At 61.0% G+C, this 17,258-nt stretch carries 11 protein-coding genes and 1 pseudogene; 8 read left to right on the plus strand and 4 right to left on the minus strand.

Features of this window, described 5'->3' with window-relative positions; genetic code table 11:
- The first annotated feature begins 118 nt into the window (after positions 1-118).
- The 7 genes and pseudogenes from tpx to AB7M29_RS17300 all read left to right on the plus strand — a co-directional run bounded on the left by tpx (position 119) and on the right by AB7M29_RS17300 (position 12,936).
- Positions 119-619 (plus strand): thiol peroxidase, encoded by a 501-nt coding sequence (gene tpx / locus AB7M29_RS17270; protein WP_048397645.1) that lies wholly within the window; start codon positions 119-121, stop codon positions 617-619.
- 178 nt (positions 620-797) lie between these two features.
- Positions 798-2,114 carry an MdtA/MuxA family multidrug efflux RND transporter periplasmic adaptor subunit gene (locus tag AB7M29_RS17275; protein WP_052963444.1) on the plus strand — a complete coding sequence of 439 codons (1,317 nt, stop codon included), beginning with the start codon at positions 798-800 and terminating at the stop codon, positions 2,112-2,114.
- A pseudogene (locus tag AB7M29_RS17280) lies at positions 2,111-5,216 on the plus strand (MdtB/MuxB family multidrug efflux RND transporter permease subunit). The gene AB7M29_RS17275 and the pseudogene AB7M29_RS17280 overlap by 4 nt, the downstream one beginning before the upstream one ends.
- Positions 5,213-8,320, plus strand: coding sequence for an efflux RND transporter permease subunit (locus AB7M29_RS17285; RefSeq protein WP_454247377.1), 3,108 nt, complete (start codon positions 5,213-5,215; stop codon positions 8,318-8,320). The pseudogene AB7M29_RS17280 and the gene AB7M29_RS17285 overlap by 4 nt, the downstream one beginning before the upstream one ends.
- A complete protein-coding gene (locus tag AB7M29_RS17290) occupies positions 8,317-9,798 on the plus strand; it encodes an efflux transporter outer membrane subunit (protein WP_217854752.1) in 1,482 nt (493 codons plus the stop codon). The genes AB7M29_RS17285 and AB7M29_RS17290 overlap by 4 nt, the downstream gene beginning before the upstream one ends.
- A gap of 179 nt (positions 9,799-9,977) precedes the next feature.
- Entirely contained in the window at positions 9,978-12,059 is a 2,082-nt protein-coding gene (locus AB7M29_RS17295; protein WP_454247378.1) for a putative bifunctional diguanylate cyclase/phosphodiesterase, read from the plus strand.
- A 130-nt stretch (positions 12,060-12,189) separates the two neighbouring features.
- Positions 12,190-12,936 (plus strand): SDR family oxidoreductase, encoded by a 747-nt coding sequence (locus AB7M29_RS17300; protein WP_052963439.1) that lies wholly within the window; start codon positions 12,190-12,192, stop codon positions 12,934-12,936.
- Between the two features lie 149 nt (positions 12,937-13,085).
- Here AB7M29_RS17300 and mapR read toward each other — a convergent pair whose 3' ends face one another.
- The 3 genes from mapR to AB7M29_RS17315 form a co-directional block, all read right to left on the minus strand.
- Positions 13,086-14,495 (minus strand): GntR family transcriptional regulator MpaR, encoded by a 1,410-nt coding sequence (gene mapR, locus AB7M29_RS17305; RefSeq protein ID WP_454247379.1) that lies wholly within the window; start codon positions 14,493-14,495, stop codon positions 13,086-13,088.
- Positions 14,496-14,564: 69 nt separating this feature from the next.
- Positions 14,565-15,977, minus strand: coding sequence for a cytochrome c oxidase accessory protein CcoG (gene ccoG, locus AB7M29_RS17310; RefSeq protein ID WP_217854755.1), 1,413 nt, complete (start codon positions 15,975-15,977; stop codon positions 14,565-14,567).
- Positions 15,978-16,172: 195 nt separating this feature from the next.
- The gene (locus AB7M29_RS17315; RefSeq protein WP_217854756.1) at positions 16,173-16,406 is read right to left on the minus strand and encodes a DUF3203 family protein; all 234 of its coding nucleotides are present in this window, start codon (positions 16,404-16,406) and stop codon (positions 16,173-16,175) included.
- A 131-nt stretch (positions 16,407-16,537) separates the two neighbouring features.
- Here AB7M29_RS17315 and AB7M29_RS17320 point away from each other — a divergent pair, with 131 nt between their 5' ends.
- Positions 16,538-17,038 carry an MgtC/SapB family protein gene (locus tag AB7M29_RS17320; protein WP_217854757.1) on the plus strand — a complete coding sequence of 167 codons (501 nt, stop codon included), beginning with the start codon at positions 16,538-16,540 and terminating at the stop codon, positions 17,036-17,038.
- An 18-nt stretch (positions 17,039-17,056) separates the two neighbouring features.
- On the opposite strand, the gene AB7M29_RS17325 is transcribed toward AB7M29_RS17320, so the two are convergent.
- On the minus strand, positions 17,057-17,239 hold the full coding sequence (locus AB7M29_RS17325; RefSeq protein ID WP_454247380.1) for a hypothetical protein: 183 nt from the start codon (positions 17,237-17,239) through the stop codon (positions 17,057-17,059).
- Positions 17,240-17,258 lie beyond the last annotated feature (19 nt).

Here is a 17,258-nt window from a genome sequence, read left to right on the forward strand (position 1 = left end):
CCAGTTTTGTGCGACGACATATCACAATTTGTATCTGGGCATAGGTCGCCAGACCATTTCGTGGTTAACTTCGGCCTCGTCAAAATTCTCTACATCAACGTTCAGAAGGACTCCGTTCATGGCTCAAGTCACTCTTAAAGGCAACCCGGTTCAAGTCAACGGCCAGTTGCCACAAGCCGGTTCCCAGGCGCCAGCCTTTTCCCTGGTTGCCGGCAATCTGTCCGACGTGACCCTGGCGAGCTTCGCCGGCAAGCGCAAAGTGTTGAACATCTTCCCAAGCATCGACACCCCGACCTGCGCTACCTCCGTGCGCAAGTTCAACGCCCAGGCCAATGACATCGCCAACACCGTAGTGCTGTGCATCTCCGCTGACCTGCCGTTCGCCCAAGCTCGTTTCTGCGGCGCCGAAGGCCTGGAAAACGTCCAGAACCTGTCGACCCTGCGCGGTGCCGAGTTCATCGAGAACTACGGCGTGGCGATTGCCGATGGCCCGCTCAAAGGCCTGACCGCCCGTGCCGTCGTGGTGCTGGACGAAAACGACAAGGTCCTGCACAGCGAACTGGTCAAGGAAATCGCTGAAGAGCCGAACTACGACGCAGCACTTGCCGTTCTGAAGTAAGCGAAGTTTACAATTGTTAACGGCCTGGCCCTGTCCAGGCCGTTTTCATTTGTGCTTCAGTGTCTTAGATAAATCTTCTGTTACGTAAGCCAAAGGTAAATTGCCGGTAAAGGCGCTTTGCTTAATACCCGTCAGTGCTTATCGTTCAGCCTCCTGTAGAAAGAAGCTCACGCGCCCAATGGTTGATCATTCCATGCAATCCTCCGCTTCCCGCAATCCTCGTCGCTGGCTGTTCGGCCTGCTTGTCCTGTTGGTCATCGCTGGCCTGTGCTGGAAATTCTGGCCCGCAGGTAGCAGCCCGAAGGAGGGCGCAGGGCAGAAAGCCGTTGCCGGGCATACAGGCCGGTCGGGGGGGATGCGTCCGGGGTTCGGCGGGGCGAGCGGGCCGGTGCCGGTGCGCGTGGCGCCAGCGGTCAAAGGCGATTTCCCGCTGTATTACAAGGCGCTGGGCACCGTGACCGCGCTGAACACCATCAATGTACGCAGCCGGGTTGGCGGTGAATTGATCAAAATTTCGTTCGAAGAAGGGCAAATGGTCAAGGCGGGCGACCTGCTGGCCGAGATCGATCCGCGCCCTTACCAGAACGCCTTGCTCCAGGCCGAAGGCACCTTGCTGCAGAATCAGGCACAACTGAAGAATGCTCAGGTCGATGTCGAGCGCTATCGCGGCTTGTACCGCGAAGACAGTATCGCCAAGCAAACCCTCGATACTGCCGAAGCATTGGTCGGCCAGTACCTGGGCACGGTCAAGACCAATCAGGCGGCGGTCAATGACGCCAAGCTCAACCTGGAATTCACCAAAATTCGTGCCCCGATTGCCGGGCGCGTGGGCCTGCGTCAGCTGGACGTCGGCAACCTTGTGGCGGCCAACGACACCACGGCGCTGGTGATCATCACCCAGACCCAACCGATCAGCGTGGCCTTTACCTTGCCGGAAAACAGCCTGGACACCGTGCTGGCCCGCTATCGCACCGGCGCCAAACTGCCCGCCGAAGCCTGGGATCGTGGTGACACCAAACTGCAGGCCACTGGCGTGTTGCAGAGCCTGGACAACCAGATCGACGTCACCACCGGCACCCTGAAATTCAAGGCTCGCTACGAGAACCGCGATCAAGCGCTGTTCCCTAATCAATTCGTCAATGTCCACTTGCTGGCCGACACCCTCAAAGGCGTGGTGCTTGCGCCCTCGGCGGCGATCCAGTTCGGCACCAACGGCACGTTCGTCTATGCCATGGACGGTGACAAGAAGGTCACCATCCGCCAGTTGAAAGTCGGCGCCAGTGACGGTGACAACACGGTGATCACCGAAGGCCTGGCCGCTGGTGATCGGGTGGTGCTGGAAGGCACCGACCGCCTGAAAGAAGGCAGCGAAGTGGAGGTCGTCAACGACAGCAAGGATGTACCGACCACCCCGACCGAACACCTGCAAGGCAAGTCGGCCGCCACTGCGCCTGAGGCGACAGTCACTGACAAGGCGAAAAAGGGCGGCGCATGAACATCTCGCGGCTGTTTATCCTTCGCCCAGTCGCCACGACCCTGAGCATGCTGGCGATTATTCTGGCCGGCGTGATCGCTTATCGGCTGCTGCCAGTGTCGGCATTGCCCCAGGTCGACTACCCGACCATTCGCGTCATGACGCTCTATCCCGGCGCCAGCCCGGATGTCATGACCAGCGCCGTGACTGCGCCGCTGGAGCGTCAGTTCGGGCAGATGCCCGGCCTGACCCAGATGGCGTCCACCAGTTCTGGCGGCGCCTCGGTGCTGACCCTGCGTTTCAGCCTCGACATCAACATGGACGTCGCCGAGCAGCAAGTGCAGGCGGCGATCAACGCCGCGACCAATTTGCTGCCCAAGGATTTGCCGGCACCGCCGGTGTACAACAAGGTCAACCCGGCGGACACCCCGGTGCTGACCCTGGCTATCACCTCCAAGACTATGCTGTTGCCCAAACTCAATGATTTGGTCGACACGCGCATGGCGCAGAAAATCGCCCAAATCAGCGGCGTCGGCATGGTCAGCATTGCCGGCGGCCAGCGTCAGGCGGTGCGCATCAAGGTCAATCCCGAGGCCCTGGCGGCCAATGGCCTGAACCTGTCGGACGTGCGCACCCTGATTGGCGCCTCCAACGTCAATCAACCCAAGGGCAACTTTGACGGCCCGACCCGGGTGTCGATGCTCGACGCCAACGACCAACTGACGTCACCCAAGGACTACGCCAACCTGATCCTCGCCTACGCTAACGGCGCGCCGTTGCGACTCAAGGACGTGGCGGAGATCGTCGATGGTGCCGAGAACGAACGTCTGGCAGCGTGGGCCAATGAAAATCAGGCGGTGCTGCTGAACATCCAGCGCCAGCCCGGCGCCAACGTCATTGAAGTGGTCGACCGGATCAAGGCCTTGCTGCCAAGCATCACCGACAACCTGCCGGCCGGTCTCGACGTCACGGTACTCACCGACCGCACCCAGACCATCCGCGCCTCGGTCACCGACGTGCAACACGAACTGCTGATCGCCATCGCGCTGGTGGTGATGGTCACATTCCTGTTCCTGCGGCGGGCCAGCGCCACGATCATTCCCTCGGTGGCCGTGCCGCTGTCGTTGATCGGCACCTTCGGCGTGATGTACCTCGCAGGCTTTTCGGTCAACAACCTGACCCTGATGGCGCTGACCATCGCCACCGGTTTCGTGGTGGACGATGCGATCGTCATGCTGGAGAACATTTCCCGATTTATTGAAGAGGGCGACAGCCCGCTGCAAGCGGCGCTCAAGGGCGCGAAGCAGATTGGCTTCACCCTGATTTCCCTGACGCTGTCGCTGATCGCGGTGTTGATTCCGCTGTTGTTCATGGCCGACGTAGTGGGGCGCTTGTTCCGCGAGTTTGCGATCACCCTGGCGGTGGCGATCCTGATTTCCCTTTGTCGTCTCCCTGACCCTGACGCCAATGATGTGCGCGCGGCTGCTCAAGCGTGAGCCCAAGGAAGCAGAACAGGGCCGGTTTTACCGCTCCAGTGGCGCCGCAATTGATTGGATGATCGCGGCTTACGGACGTAAGTTAACGTGGGTTCTCAAGCACCAGCCGCTAACCCTGATGGTGGCCATCGGCACGCTGGCGTTGACCGTGTTCCTGTACATGGTGGTGCCCAAGGGCTTCTTCCCGGTGCAGGACACCGGGGTGATCCAGGGGATTTCCGAGGCACCGCAGTCGATTTCCTTCGCGGCGATGAGCGAGCGGCAGCAGGAACTGGCCAAGGTAATCCTCGCCGATCCGGCGGTTGAGAGCCTGTCGTCTTACATCGGGGTCGATGGCGACAATTCGACGCTGAACAGCGGCCGGCTGCTGATCAACCTCAAGTCCCACGGCAAGCGCGACCTGAGTGCCACCGAAGTGATCGCGCGCCTGCAACCGGAGCTGGACAAGCTGATCGGCATTCGCCTGTTCATGCAGCCGGTGCAGGACCTGACCATCGAGGACCGGGTCAGCCGTACGCAGTACCAGTTCAGCATGTCGTCGCCGGATTCCGAGTTGCTCAGCCTGTGGAGCGGGCGTCTGGTGGAAGCGCTGGCGCAACGGCCGGAGCTGACCGACGTCGCCAGCGATTTGCAGGACAAGGGCTTGCAGGTTTATCTGGTGATCGACCGCGATGCGGCGTCGCGGGTCGGCGTATCGGTGTCGAACATCACCGATGCGCTGTACGACGCCTTTGGTCAGCGGCAGATTTCCACTATTTACACCCAGGCCAGCCAATACCGCGTGGTGCTGCAATCGCAGTCCGGCGAGAAGATCGGCCCGGATGCGCTGAACCAGATTCACGTCAAGACCACTGATGGCGGTCAGGTGCGCCTGTCCAGCCTGGCGCATGTCGAGGAACGCCAGGCGCAACTGGCGATCACCCACATCGGCCAGTTCCCGGCGGTGATGATGTCCTTCAACCTGGCGCCCGGCGTGGCACTGGGGCATGCGGTCGAGATCATCGATCAGGTGCAGAAAGACATCGGCATGCCGATTGGCGTGCAGACCCAGTTCCAGGGCGCGGCCGAAGCGTTCCAGGCGTCGCTGTCGAGCACCTTGCTGCTGATTCTGGCGGCGGTGGTGACCATGTACATCGTGCTCGGCGTGCTCTACGAGAGTTACATTCACCCGATCACCATTCTCTCGACCTTGCCCTCGGCGGCGGTCGGCGCCTTGCTGGCGTTGCTGTTGAGCGGCAATGACCTGGGGATGATCGCGATCATCGGCATCATCCTGCTGATCGGTATCGTGAAAAAGAACGCGATCATGATGATCGACTTCGCCCTCGAGGCGGAACGTAACCAAGGCATGGACCCGCAAACCGCGATCTATCAGGCCGCGCTGCTGCGCTTCCGGCCGATTCTGATGACCACCCTGGCGGCGTTGTTCGGCGCGGTGCCGCTGATGCTGGCCACCGGTTCCGGCGCGGAACTGCGCCAGCCTTTGGGTCTGGTGATGGTCGGTGGCTTGCTGGTGAGTCAGGTGCTGACGCTGTTTACCACGCCCGTCATCTACTTGTACTTCGACCGCCTCGGGCGGCGCTGGGGCCGTAAGTCCGAGTCTGTGGAACCGGTAGAACAGCCATGAACCTGTCCGGACCTTTCATCAAGCGCCCGGTCGCAACGATGTTGTTGAGCCTGGCGATCATATTGCTGGGCGGCGTGAGCTTCGGCCTGTTGCCGGTATCGCCGCTGCCGCAGATGGATTTCCCGGTGATCGTGGTTCAGGCCAGCTTGCCCGGCGCGAGCCCTGAGGTCATGGCCTCGACCGTGGCCACGCCGCTTGAGCGTTCCTTCGGCGCCATCGCCGGGGTCAACACCATGAGCAGCCGTTCCAGCCAGGGCTCGACGCGGGTGATTCTGCAGTTCGACCTCGACCGCGACATCAACGGCGCGGCGCGGGAAGTGCAGGCGGCGATCAACGCCTCGCGCAATTTGCTGCCGAGCGGCATGCGCAGCATGCCCACCTACAAGAAGGTCAACCCGTCCCAGGCGCCGATCATGGTGCTGTCGCTGACCTCGGATGTGCTGGAGAAAGGCCAGCTCTATGATTTGGCCTCGACCATTTTGTCCCAGAGCCTGTCGCAGGTGCAGGGCGTCGGTGAAGTGCAGATCGGCGGCAGTTCGTTGCCGGCGGTACGCATCGAACTCGAACCCCAGGCGCTCAACCAGTACGGCGTGGCGCTGGACGACGTGCGCAACACCATCGCCAACGCCAACGTGCGCCGGCCCAAGGGCTCGGTCGAAGACGGCCAGCGGCTGTGGCAGGTTCAGGCCAACGATCAACTGGAAAAAGCCAAGGATTACGAGTCGCTGATCATTCACTACGCGGACGGCGCGGCCCTGCGCCTGAAGGATGTGGCCAAGGTCAGTGACGGCGTCGAGGACCGCTACAACAGCGGATTCTTCAACGACGACGCGGCGGTGTTGCTGGTGATCAACCGCCAGGCCGGTGCCAACATCATCGAGACGGTCAACGAGATCAAGGCGCAGTTGCCTGCGTTGCAGGCCGTGTTGCCGGCCAGCGTCAAACTGAACCTGGCGATGGACCGTTCGCCGGTGATCAAGGCCACTCTGCACGAAGCGGAAATGACCCTGCTGATTGCCGTGGCGCTGGTGATTCTGGTGGTGTTCCTGTTCCTCGGTAACTTCCGTGCCTCGCTGATTCCGACCCTGGCGGTACCGGTATCGCTGGTGGGCACGTTTGCGGTGATGTACCTCTACGGGTTCTCCCTGAACAACCTGTCGCTGATGGCGCTGATCCTGGCCACCGGGCTGGTGGTGGACGATGCCATCGTGGTGCTGGAGAACATTTCCCGGCACATCGACAAGGGCGTGCCACCGATGAAGGCCGCGTACCTCGGGGCCGAGGAAGTCGGCTTCACGCTGCTGTCGATGAACGTCTCGCTGGTGGCGGTGTTTCTGTCGATCCTGTTCATGGGCGGGATCATCGAAAGCCTGTTCCGCGAGTTTTCCATCACCTTGGCGGCGGCCATTGTGGTGTCGTTGCTGGTGTCGCTGACATTGACGCCGATGCTCTGCGCGCGCTGGCTCAAGCCGCATACTCCGGGGCAGGAAAACCGCCTGCAACGCTGGAGCCAGCGGACCAACGAGTGGATGGTCGGCAAATACGCCAGCAGCCTCGACTGGGTGCTGCGTCACCGTCGACTGACCTTGCTCAGCCTGATCGTGACGATTGGCGTGAATATCGCGTTGTATGTCGTTGTTCCTAAAACATTTTTACCTCAGCAGGATACCGGCCAGTTGATCGGTTTTGTGCGCGGTGACGACGGTCTGTCGTTCAGTGTGATGCAGCCGAAGATGGAGATCTTCCGCCGCGCCGTGCTCAAGGACGAGGCGGTGCAAAGCGTCGCCGGGTTCATCGGTGGCAATAACGGCACCAACAACGCCTTCATGCTGTTGCGGCTGAAGCCGATCAAGGAACGCAACCTGTCCGCCCAGAAAGTCATCGAACGCCTGCGCAAGGAAATGCCCAAGGTGCCCGGTGCGCAATTGATGCTGATGGCGGATCAGGACCTGCAATTTGGCGGCGGCCGCGAGCAGACCACCTCGCAATATTCCTACATCCTGCAAAGCGGCGATCTCGGCGCGTTGCGCGAGTGGTATCCGAAAGTCGTCACCGCCCTCAAGGCGCTGCCGGAGTTGACGGCGATTGACGCACGCGAAGGCCGTGGTGCCCAGCAAGTGACCCTTATCGTCGATCGCGATCAGGCCAAGCGTCTGGGCGTGGACATGGACATGGTCACCGCGGTGCTGAACAACGCCTACAGCCAGCGGCAGATTTCGACGATCTACGACAGCCTCAACCAGTATCAGGTGGTGATGGAGGTCAACCCGAAATACGCCCAGGACCCGATCACGCTCAAGCAAGTCCAGGTGATCACTGCCGACGGTGCGCGGATTCCGCTGTCGACCATCGCTCACTACGAAAACAGCCTGGAAGACGACCGGGTCAGCCACGAAGGCCAGTTCGCTTCGGAAAGCATCGCTTTCGACATGGCCGAAGGCGTGACGGTGGAGCAGGGCTCGGCGGCCATTGAGCGGGCGATTGCCAAGGTCGGTCTGCCGGAAGACGTGATCGCGAAAATGGCCGGTACCACCGATGCGTTCGCCGCCACCCAGAAGAGCCAGCCGTGGATGATTCTCGGCGCGCTGGTGGCGGTGTATCTGGTGCTGGGTGTGTTGTATGAAAGCTACATCCACCCGCTGACGATTCTTTCGACCTTGCCGTCCGCCGGGGTCGGGGCGTTGCTGTCGATTTATGTGCTGGGCGGCGAGTTCAGCCTGATCTCCTTGCTCGGGCTGTTCTTGCTGATCGGCGTTGTGAAGAAGAATGCGATTCTGATGATCGACCTGGCGCTGCAACTGGAACGGCACCAGGGCCTGGAGCCGCTGGAATCGATCCGCAGTGCTTGTCTGCAACGGCTTCGACCGATTCTGATGACCACCCTGGCGGCAATCCTCGGTGCCTTGCCGTTGCTGCTGAGCCGGGCCGAAGGGGCGGAAATGCGCCAGCCACTGGGCCTGACCATCATCGGCGGGCTGGTCTTCAGCCAAGTGCTGACCCTTTACACCACCCCGGTGGTTTACCTCTATCTCGACAATCTGCGCCATCGTTTCAACCGTTGGCGTGGGGTGCGTACCGATGCTGCTCTGGAAACTCCGCTATGACTGACCGTTCGCTTATCAATCTGGTTGCACCGCTGATCACGGCCCGAGGCTCGCGTTTGCTGAGCCTGTCGCTGTGCATGGCGATGCTCAGTGCCTGCGCCATCGGCCCGGATTACCAGCGCCCGCAAGCCGCCGCGCCGGCACAGTACAAGGAAGCGGCTGGCTGGCGTCAGGCCAATCCCAGCGACTCTCTGGCGCGTGGTGCCTGGTGGGAGCTGTATGGCGATCGGCAGCTTAATGGGCTGATCGAAAAACTCAACAGCGCCAACCAGACCGTCGCCCAGTCCGAAGCCCAGTACCGCCAAGCCCAGGCCTTGGTGCGCAGTGCCCGGGGGGCGTTTTTCCCGACGGTGGACCTGACGGTCGGGAAAACCCGTTCCAGCCAGGGCACCGGTAGCAGCAGTTCGAGCCTGAGCAGTTCCTCCAGCGGTATTCGCGACACGTACACCGCGCAGGCCGGGGTCAGTTGGGAAGCGGACGTCTGGGGCAAATTGCGCCGAGGCCTGGAAGCCGACACGGCCAACGCCGAGGCGAGTTTTGCCGATCTGGCGGCGATGCGCCTGAGCCAGCAATCGGAGCTGCTGCAGAACTACCTGCAACTGCGGGTGATCGACGAACAGAAACGCCTGCTGGAAGCGACGGTCGAGGCCTATCAACGTTCGCTGACCATGACCGAAAACCAATACCGCGCCGGTGTCTCCGGCAAGGACGCAGTGGCCCAGGCCACCACTCAGCTTAAAAGCACCCAGGCGGAGATGGTCGACCTGATCTGGCAGCGCGCGCAGTTCGAGAACGCCATCGCTGTGCTGATTGGTCTGCCGCCGGCCGAATTCAGCCTGGCTGAAACCAAAGACATCCCGGCATTGCCGCAGGTACCGCTGAGCCTGCCTTCGCAATTGCTGGAACGCCGCCCGGACATCGCCTCCGCCGAGCGCTCGGTGATGGCCGCCAACGCCAACATCGGCGTGGCCAAAGCCGCTTACTACCCAGACCTGACCCTGAGCCTGAACGGCGGCTATAGCAGCAGCACCTCTAACAACTGGATCAGTGTGCCGAACCGCTTCTGGTCGGTCGGGCCGCAACTGGCCATGACCCTGTTCGACGGTGGGCAGCGCTCGGCGGAAGTCGATCGCAGCGAAGCGGCCTATGACGAAACCGTCGCCAAGTACCGCCAGACCGTGCTCGACGGCTTCCGTGAAGTGGAAAACTATCTGGTGCAACTCAAGGTGCTGGAAGACGAAGCCAAGGTGCGCCAGGAAGCCCTGGATGCGGCGCGAGAATCCTTGCGATTGACCCAGAATCAGTACAAGGCCGGGGTGATTGCTTATCTGGATGTGGTGGTGGTTCAAGCCACGGCGTTGAGCAACGAACGCAACGTGCTGAGTTTGCTGCAGAGCCGCTTGATCGCCAGCGTGCAATTGATTGCCGCACTGGGCGGCGGGTGGGACGGGCAGCTTCAGGTGAGCGACAAAAAGTAGCGCATGATCGTTCCCACGCAGAGCGGGGGAACGATCAGTTGAGCGGCGATCACACGTTTCATCGCCTTGATGGCCTTTTGATGACTTTGTGAGTGCGTTCGTCCGCGGAATCAGTACAATCGCCGGCTTTGCTCCCCATGCACGAACGCAGCACGGCGGGAGCGGTCGCGAGAAGTCCCATGCTCATCGGTAGTTATTCCCTTACGCTGGTTTTCATATCGCTCTGTGTGGCGATACTTGCCTCTTATACCGCGCTCGACCTCACCGGTCGCATCGCCACGGCCAAGGGTCGGGCGGTGCATCTATGGACGGCGGGCGGCGCTTTCGCGATGGGTATCGGCGTGTGGTCGATGCATTTCATCGGCATGCTCGCGTTCACATTGCCGATCGATCTGGGCTACGACGTTACTCTCACGGCGCTCTCCCTGTTGATTGCGGTCCTGTCCTGCGGTTTTGCTCTGTGGCTGGTCAGCCAGCCACAACTGCCGGCCTGGCAACTGGCGTTCGGCGCGCTGGTGATGGGCGCTGGCATCAGTGCCATGCATTACACCGGCATGGCCGCCATGCGCATGCAGCCGGGCATCGATTACGACCCTGCACTGTTTAGCGCGTCGTTGCTCATCGCCGTTGGCGCGTCGGGTGCAGCGTTATGGATCGCTTTTCGTCTGCGCCGGCACGCACCTTATGTCCGCCTGATCCGCGGCGGTGCAGCAGTGATCATGGGCATTGCCATCGTCGGCATGCACTACACCGGCATGGCCGCGGCCCGTTTTGCCGATGGCAGTTTCTGTGGCGCGGCGGCCGATGGCCTGAACGGTGAGGGCCTGGACAATCTTGTGCTGATCACCACCCTCGCGGTGTTGAGTATCGCCTTGCTGACCTCGATCCTCGATGCACGCCTGGAGGCTCGCACCGCGGACCTCGCTCAATCGCTGACCGAAGCCAATCGCGAACTCACCCAACTGGCGCTGCACGACACCCTCACCGGGCTGCCGAACCGAGTATTGCTGGCCGACCGTATCGATCAGGCGATGTCGAGGGTGAAGGAGCAGGGCGGCTGTTTTGCGTTGATGTTCATTGATCTGGACGGCTTCAAACCGGTCAACGATGCCTTTGGACACCACATGGGCGACCAGTTGCTGCGTGAGGTCGGCCTGCGCCTGCGTGAAGATTTGCGCAGCCAGGACACCCTGGCGCGAATCGGTGGCGATGAATTTGTGCTGCTGGTGCAGCTCGCCGAGCCGAATGACGCGCTGAATCTGGCGGCGCGACAGGTGGGGCTGATCGCGCGCTCGTTCCGGGTCGCGGAGCATGACTTGCAGATTTCCGCCAGCGTCGGCATCGCGCTCTATCCCGGTAACGGTGAGATTGCCGAGGAATTGCTGATGAACGCCGACGCCGCGATGTACCACGCCAAGGGTGCCGGCAAAAACGGTCATCGCTTCTTTGATGCCTCGATGAACAGCAACGCGCGCAAACAGCTGCAATTGCTGCAAGACCTGCGCAACGCTGTCGATCAGCAGCAGTTCAGTCTCTATTACCAACCCAAGTTCGACGCTGGCAATGGTCGACCGGTGGGCGCCGAGGCATTGCTGCGCTGGGAGCACCCGACCCAGGGCATGCTGCAGCCGGACAGCTTCATCGATCTTGCGGAGAAGACCGGGCTGATCATTCCGATCGGCGAATGGGTGCTCAACGAAGCCTGCCGTCAGATGCGCGAGTGGTATGTGCTCGGTTACACCGACTGGCGCATCGCGGTGAACCTCTCGGCCTTGCAGTTCTGCCACGCCGGGTTGGTCCAGAGCGTCGCCAAGGCCTTGGCCACTCATCATTTGCCGGCCAACAGCCTGACCCTGGAAATCACCGAAACCACTGCCATGAGCGACGCCGATGCGAGCATGACGGTGCTGCAGGAACTCTCGGAAATGGGCGTCGACCTGTCCATCGATGATTTTGGCACCGGTTATTCGAGTTTGATGTACCTCAAGCGCCTGCCGGCCAATGAATTGAAGATTGATCGGGGATTCGTCCGCGATCTGGAACACGACAGCGACGACGCAGCCATCGTCTCGGCCATCGTCGTCCTCGGCCAGGCGCTTGGCTTGCGGATCGTCGCCGAAGGGGTGGAAACCGATGTCCAGCAAGACTTCCTGACCCAACTGGGCTGCGACTCGTTGCAGGGTTACCTGCTGGGGCATCCGCTGCCTGCTGATCGATTCATGGCCGATATTCATCGTGGGGAGCAATTGGCTACTGGCTGATGGACCCCTGTGGCAAGCCCCCTCGCCACAGGTTTGTGTCATTGGAATTGACGCAGGTTCATGCAAAACCGCGCAATGGCGGTTATTCTTGGCCCCGACTGCATACGCTTGTAACGGGGGAAATGCCAGCATGGACAAAGTCATCGTCATCACCGGCGGCAGCCGTGGAATTGGCGCCGCTACGGCCCTGTTGGCCGCTGAGCTTGGCTATCGGATCTGTATCAACTATCAGTCCGACGAACAGGCGGCGCACAGTGTGCTGGAACAAGTCCGCGCACTCGGCGCCCAGGCCATTGCCGTGCGTGCCGATGTCAGCATCGAAGACGAAGTGATCGGTCTGTTCCACCGCGTAGACACCGAACTGGGTCGGGTCACGGCGCTGGTGAACAACGCCGGCACTGTCGGGCAAAAGTCGCGGATCGACGAAATGTCCGAATTCCGTATTCTGAAAATCCTCAAGACCAACGTCCTGGCACCGATCCTTTGCGCCAAACACGCGATCCTGCGCATGTCGCCCAAACATGGCGGGCAGGGTGGCAGCATCGTCAACGTGTCGTCGGTCGCAGCCCGCTTGGGCGCCCCCAGCGAATATGTCGACTACGCAGCGTCCAAAGGCGCGCTGGACACCTTCACCATCGGCCTGTCGAAGGAAGTGGCGGGCGAGGGTATTCGCGTCAACGCCGTGCGACCGGGTTACATCTACACCGATTTCCATGCATTGAGCGGTGATCCGGACCGGGTCAGCAAGCTGGAGTCGGCGATCCCGATGGCTCGGGGTGGGCGGCCGGATGAAGTGGCGGAGGCGATTGTTTGGTTGTTGTCGGATAAGGCTTCTTATGCGACGGGGACTTTCGTCGACCTGGGGGGCGGGCGTTAATCCCGGGATTTGCTTTGTCTGTTCTGGCCTCTTCGCGAGCAAGCCCGCTCCCACAGGGGACGGATGTGAACACAACATTTGTGAACATCACCGTCCCCTGTGGGAGCGGGCTTGCTCGCGAAGGCGATAGCCCAGACAACATCAAACCTTCAGAACGACCGCACAATCCGCCCCAACGTCTCCATCGCCTTCTCCGAATCTTCAGTCCAAGGGCTGCCATAATTCAGCCGAATACAATTCCTGAACCGCTGGGTCGGTGAAAAGATCGGCCCCGGCGCAATGCTGATCCCTTGCGCCAATGCCATCTGAAACAACTTTAATGAATCCATCTGCGGCGGCAGTTCCAGCCACAAAAAGTAGCCCCCTGCCGGCTGACTGACGCGCGTCTGGGCCGGGAAGTAACGGGCGATGGCGGCGAGCATGGCGCTTTGCTGTTCTTCCAGGGCGTAACGCAGTTTGCGCAGGTGCCGGTCGTAGCCGCCGTGTTGCAAGTAATCGGCGATGGCGGCCTGGGCGGGCATTGAGGCGCAGAGCGAGGTCATCAGCTTCAGGCGTTCGATTTTCTGTGCATACCGCCCGGCAGCGACCCAGCCGATGCGGTAACCGGGGGCCAGGCTCTTGGCGAACGAACCGCAGTGCATCACCAACCCTTCGGTGTCAAAAGCCTTGGCCGGTTTTGGCGCCTGTTGGCCGTAATAGAGCTCGGCGTAGACGTCGTCTTCGATCAGCGGCACCTGATGGCTGCGCAACAGCTCCACCAGCTCCTGCTTCTTCTCTTCGGGCATGGTCGCGCCCATGGGGTTCTGGAAACTGGTCATGCACCAGCAAGCCTTGATCGGGTGTCGTTCCAGGGTTTGGGCGAGCACGCCGAGGTCGATGCCGTCTCGTGGGTGGACGGGAATTTCCACTGCTTTGAGCTTCAGCCGTTCCAGCACTTGCAGGCTGGCGTAGAACGCCGGGGCTTCGATGGCCACCAGATCGCCGGGTTCGGTGACCGCTTGCAGGCACAGGTTCAGGGCTTCGAGGGCGCCGTTGGTGATCAGCAACTCTTCCATGGGCAACATCAGCCCGCCGACCATGTAGCGCAGGGCTATTTGTCGACGCAGTTGCGGGTTACCCGGCGACATGTCGGTGACCACCATGCGCGGGTCCATCTCGCGGGCGGCACTGGCCAGCGAGCGGGACAGGCGTTGCAGCGGGAACAGCGTGGGGCTGGGGAACGCCGAACCGAAGGGCACGGTGTTCGGATCCTTGATCGAGTCCAGCACCGAGAACACCAGTTCGCTGACGTCGACTTCGGTGGACTCGTTGACCTGGCTGCTGATCACCGGCTCCGAGAACGGGCTCGGTGCATGCGCATTGACGAAGTAGCCGGAACGCGGCCGGGCGCGGATCAGGCCCCGGCGTTCGAGCAGGTAATAGGCCTGGAACACGGTGGACGGGCTGACGCCGTAGGTCTGACTGGCGTAGCGCACCGATGGCACCCGCTGGCCGGGACCGAGGACGCCGGAGCGGATCAGTTCAGCGATGTCGTCGGCGAATTTTTCGTAGCGTTTCATTTAAGTCCCGGTTTGGAGCGCTATTGGGCAAATGGAGCTTATGTGGCGAGGGGGCTGCATCTTAAAGGCTCAACGGTTCATCGGCGCAACAAACCGGCTCTTGGCCACGCTGTAGATGTCCGGCTCATCGCTGTCGACAATCTTGAAACTGATGGTCTGCGAGCTGCTGCTCGGGCGATCCGTGGTCATGGCCACCGACACCGGTACGTCGACGATCTCACCGGGGGCCAGGCTCAGTTCGGTCTTGCCTTGCAGCTGGAAGCCGTCGCCATCGACCAGTGTCAATTGATAATCCTGACGTTGCTGGGTCTTGTTGATGACCTTCAGGCTGTAGATGTTTTCGATCTGGCCTTCACTGTTCTCGCGGAACAGGCCACGGTCCTTGCTCACGTCCAGCGACACCATCGGCCGTTCCACCAGCGCCAGGGCAAGGGCGCCGATCATCACCAGCAGCACCGCGCTGTAGCCGATCAGTCGCGGGCGCAGCAGGTGGGTCTTGCCACCCTGCAACTCATGCTCCGAGGTGTAGCTGATCAACCCACGGGCATAACCCATTTTGTCCATGATCGAATCACAGGCGTCGATGCACGCGGCGCAACCGATGCATTCCATCTGCAAACCGTCGCGAATATCGATGCCGGTTGGGCAGACCTGCACGCACAATTGGCAATCAATGCAATCCCCCAGCCCGACATCGGTGGGTTTGACGTCACGTTTGCGCGGGCCACGGTTTTCGCCGCGGGCCACGTCATAGGAAATGGTCAGGGTGTCCTTGTCGAACATCACGCTCTGGAACCGCGCATACGGGCACATGTGCATGCACACCGCTTCGCGCAGCCAACCGGCATTGATGTAAGTGGCCCCAGTGAAGAACAGCACCCAGAACAGGCTGACACCGCCGATTTGCAAAGTCAGCAGTTCTTCAGCCAGGGGGCGGATCGGCGTGAAGTAGCCGACAAACGTCAGGCCGGTGAGCAGGCTGATCGCCAGCCACAGGGTGTGTTTGGCCGAGCGGCGGATCAGTTTGTTCAGGCCCCAGGGTGCAGCTTGCAGCTTGATCCGTTGGTTGCGCTCGCCTTCGGTGAGCTTCTCGCACCACATGAAGATCCACGTCCAGGAACTCTGCGGGCAGGTGTAACCGCACCAGACCCGGCCTGCGAACACGGTGATCGCAAACAGGCCGAACGCGGCAATGATCAGCAGCGCCGAAAGCAGAATGAAGTCCTGTGGCCAGAAGGTGGCGCCGAAGATGTGGAATTTGCTTTCGCAAAGGTCCCAGAGCACTGCCTGGCGGCCACCCCAGTTCAGCCACACCGTGCCGAAGAACAGCAGAAACAGAAACCCCGCGCCGCTCATGCGCAGGGTGCGGAACAAACCCGTGAAGCTGCGGGTATGGATCAGGTTGTCGCTGGACTTTGCCTTTATCTTTGGACGCAAAGGCTCGAACGTTTCAACGGTTCGGACGGGGATTCTATCGCTCATGGTCTTTCGCTCATCAGCCTCCATCAGGCCTGAGCACTATGACCAGCGATCTGTTTGCATAACAGACTCAGCTATAGCAATAAAAAGCGGATCAGATGAGTTTCTGGCACTCGCCTGCGACAACTTGATGCACCCGCAACGGCAGGCCGCAAACGCCTATGCCAGGTGTTTGCGGCGTGTGTTGATGCGGGTCAGTCAAATCACCGAATCACTGTCCGTGGCCTTCAAATGCCGGCGTTCATCCACTGCGCCTGCTACGGTCAATGCATCGGCTTCTGCTTCGGTGATGTAGATACGCTGGTCGTCGAGGTCGACCGCCGACATGGATTTTTCCCCGTCGGTGATGATGGTCACGTCGGAGCAAAGACGGATTTCTTCGCCGTTTTGGGTGATGAAGAAACAGGTCTGGTTTTCGATGCGCACGGTCATGGAGGCGTCCTTTTTTCGGCGGATTCTGAAGTGTTAGGGCGTATCCGCCGGTCATCGTTCTGTGCAACCGATTAATGGTGGGTGCGGTCCATCCTCTATCGAGTCATTAAATCATCATAAGGACTGCGCCCATGGACGCTTGGTGGCATGAGGTTTGGGTGACGCTGCAAGCGGAGTTCGCCGACATTGGCGATGCTTCACAACTGACACGCATTACGGTGCGCTTGCTGATGGCCGCCTTGCTGGGCGGCATTTTGGGTTTCGAGCGTGAGCAAAAGGGCAAGGCCGCCGGGGTTCGCACCCATATGCTGGTGGCGCTGGGCGCGGCGCTGTTTGTGCTGGTGCCGCAGATGTCAGGATCCCAGGCCGATGCCATGAGCCGAGTGGTGCAGGGCGTGATCGCCGGCATCGGGTTTCTTGGCGCCGGGACTATCCTGAAAAACACTGATGGTGATGAGGGCCATGTCAAAGGCCTGACCACCGCCGCCGGTTTGTGGATGACGGCGGCCATTGGTGTTTCGGCCGGAATGGGCCGCGAGGCGACAGCCGTGCTCAGTACGTTGCTGGCATTGGTGATTCTCGGCGTAATGCCTATCGTCGTGCGCCAGTTTGAAAAGGATCGACACCCATAATTTGAGTCTTCATGCAGTTTACGGACTCACGATCTCCGGCGGCTGGGTGCTCGGCGGCTCTTCCCGCGGTGGCGGGCTGGTGCCTGGCGGTTCCTGCTCCGGGATGGGGCCGGGTTCGGTCGGCGGGGTTGGCGGTGTGGGCGGAATCGTCGGCTCATCAATGTTCGGATCGGGTGTCTCGGCGGGGATAGGAATACTCATCGAAACAGTCTCCAGTGGC

This window comes from Pseudomonas sp. F-14 TE3623 (genome assembly GCF_053629015.1).

Coding starts and splice junctions, on each gene's coding strand:
- tpx (WP_048397645.1), top strand. CDS start 119: ATGGCTCAAGTCACTCTTAAAGGCAACCCGGTTCAAGTCAACGGCCAG.
- AB7M29_RS17275 (WP_052963444.1), top strand. CDS start 798: ATGGTTGATCATTCCATGCAATCCTCCGCTTCCCGCAATCCTCGTCGC.
- AB7M29_RS17285 (WP_454247377.1), top strand. CDS start 5,213: ATGAACCTGTCCGGACCTTTCATCAAGCGCCCGGTCGCAACGATGTTG.
- AB7M29_RS17290 (WP_217854752.1), top strand. CDS start 8,317: ATGACTGACCGTTCGCTTATCAATCTGGTTGCACCGCTGATCACGGCC.
- AB7M29_RS17295 (WP_454247378.1), top strand. CDS start 9,978: ATGCTCATCGGTAGTTATTCCCTTACGCTGGTTTTCATATCGCTCTGT.
- AB7M29_RS17300 (WP_052963439.1), top strand. CDS start 12,190: ATGGACAAAGTCATCGTCATCACCGGCGGCAGCCGTGGAATTGGCGCC.
- mapR (WP_454247379.1), bottom strand. CDS start 14,495: ATGAAACGCTACGAAAAATTCGCCGACGACATCGCTGAACTGATCCGC.
- ccoG (WP_217854755.1), bottom strand. CDS start 15,977: ATGAGCGATAGAATCCCCGTCCGAACCGTTGAAACGTTCGAGCCTTTG.
- AB7M29_RS17315 (WP_217854756.1), bottom strand. CDS start 16,406: ATGACCGTGCGCATCGAAAACCAGACCTGTTTCTTCATCACCCAAAAC.
- AB7M29_RS17320 (WP_217854757.1), top strand. CDS start 16,538: ATGGACGCTTGGTGGCATGAGGTTTGGGTGACGCTGCAAGCGGAGTTC.
- AB7M29_RS17325 (WP_454247380.1), bottom strand. CDS start 17,239: ATGAGTATTCCTATCCCCGCCGAGACACCCGATCCGAACATTGATGAG.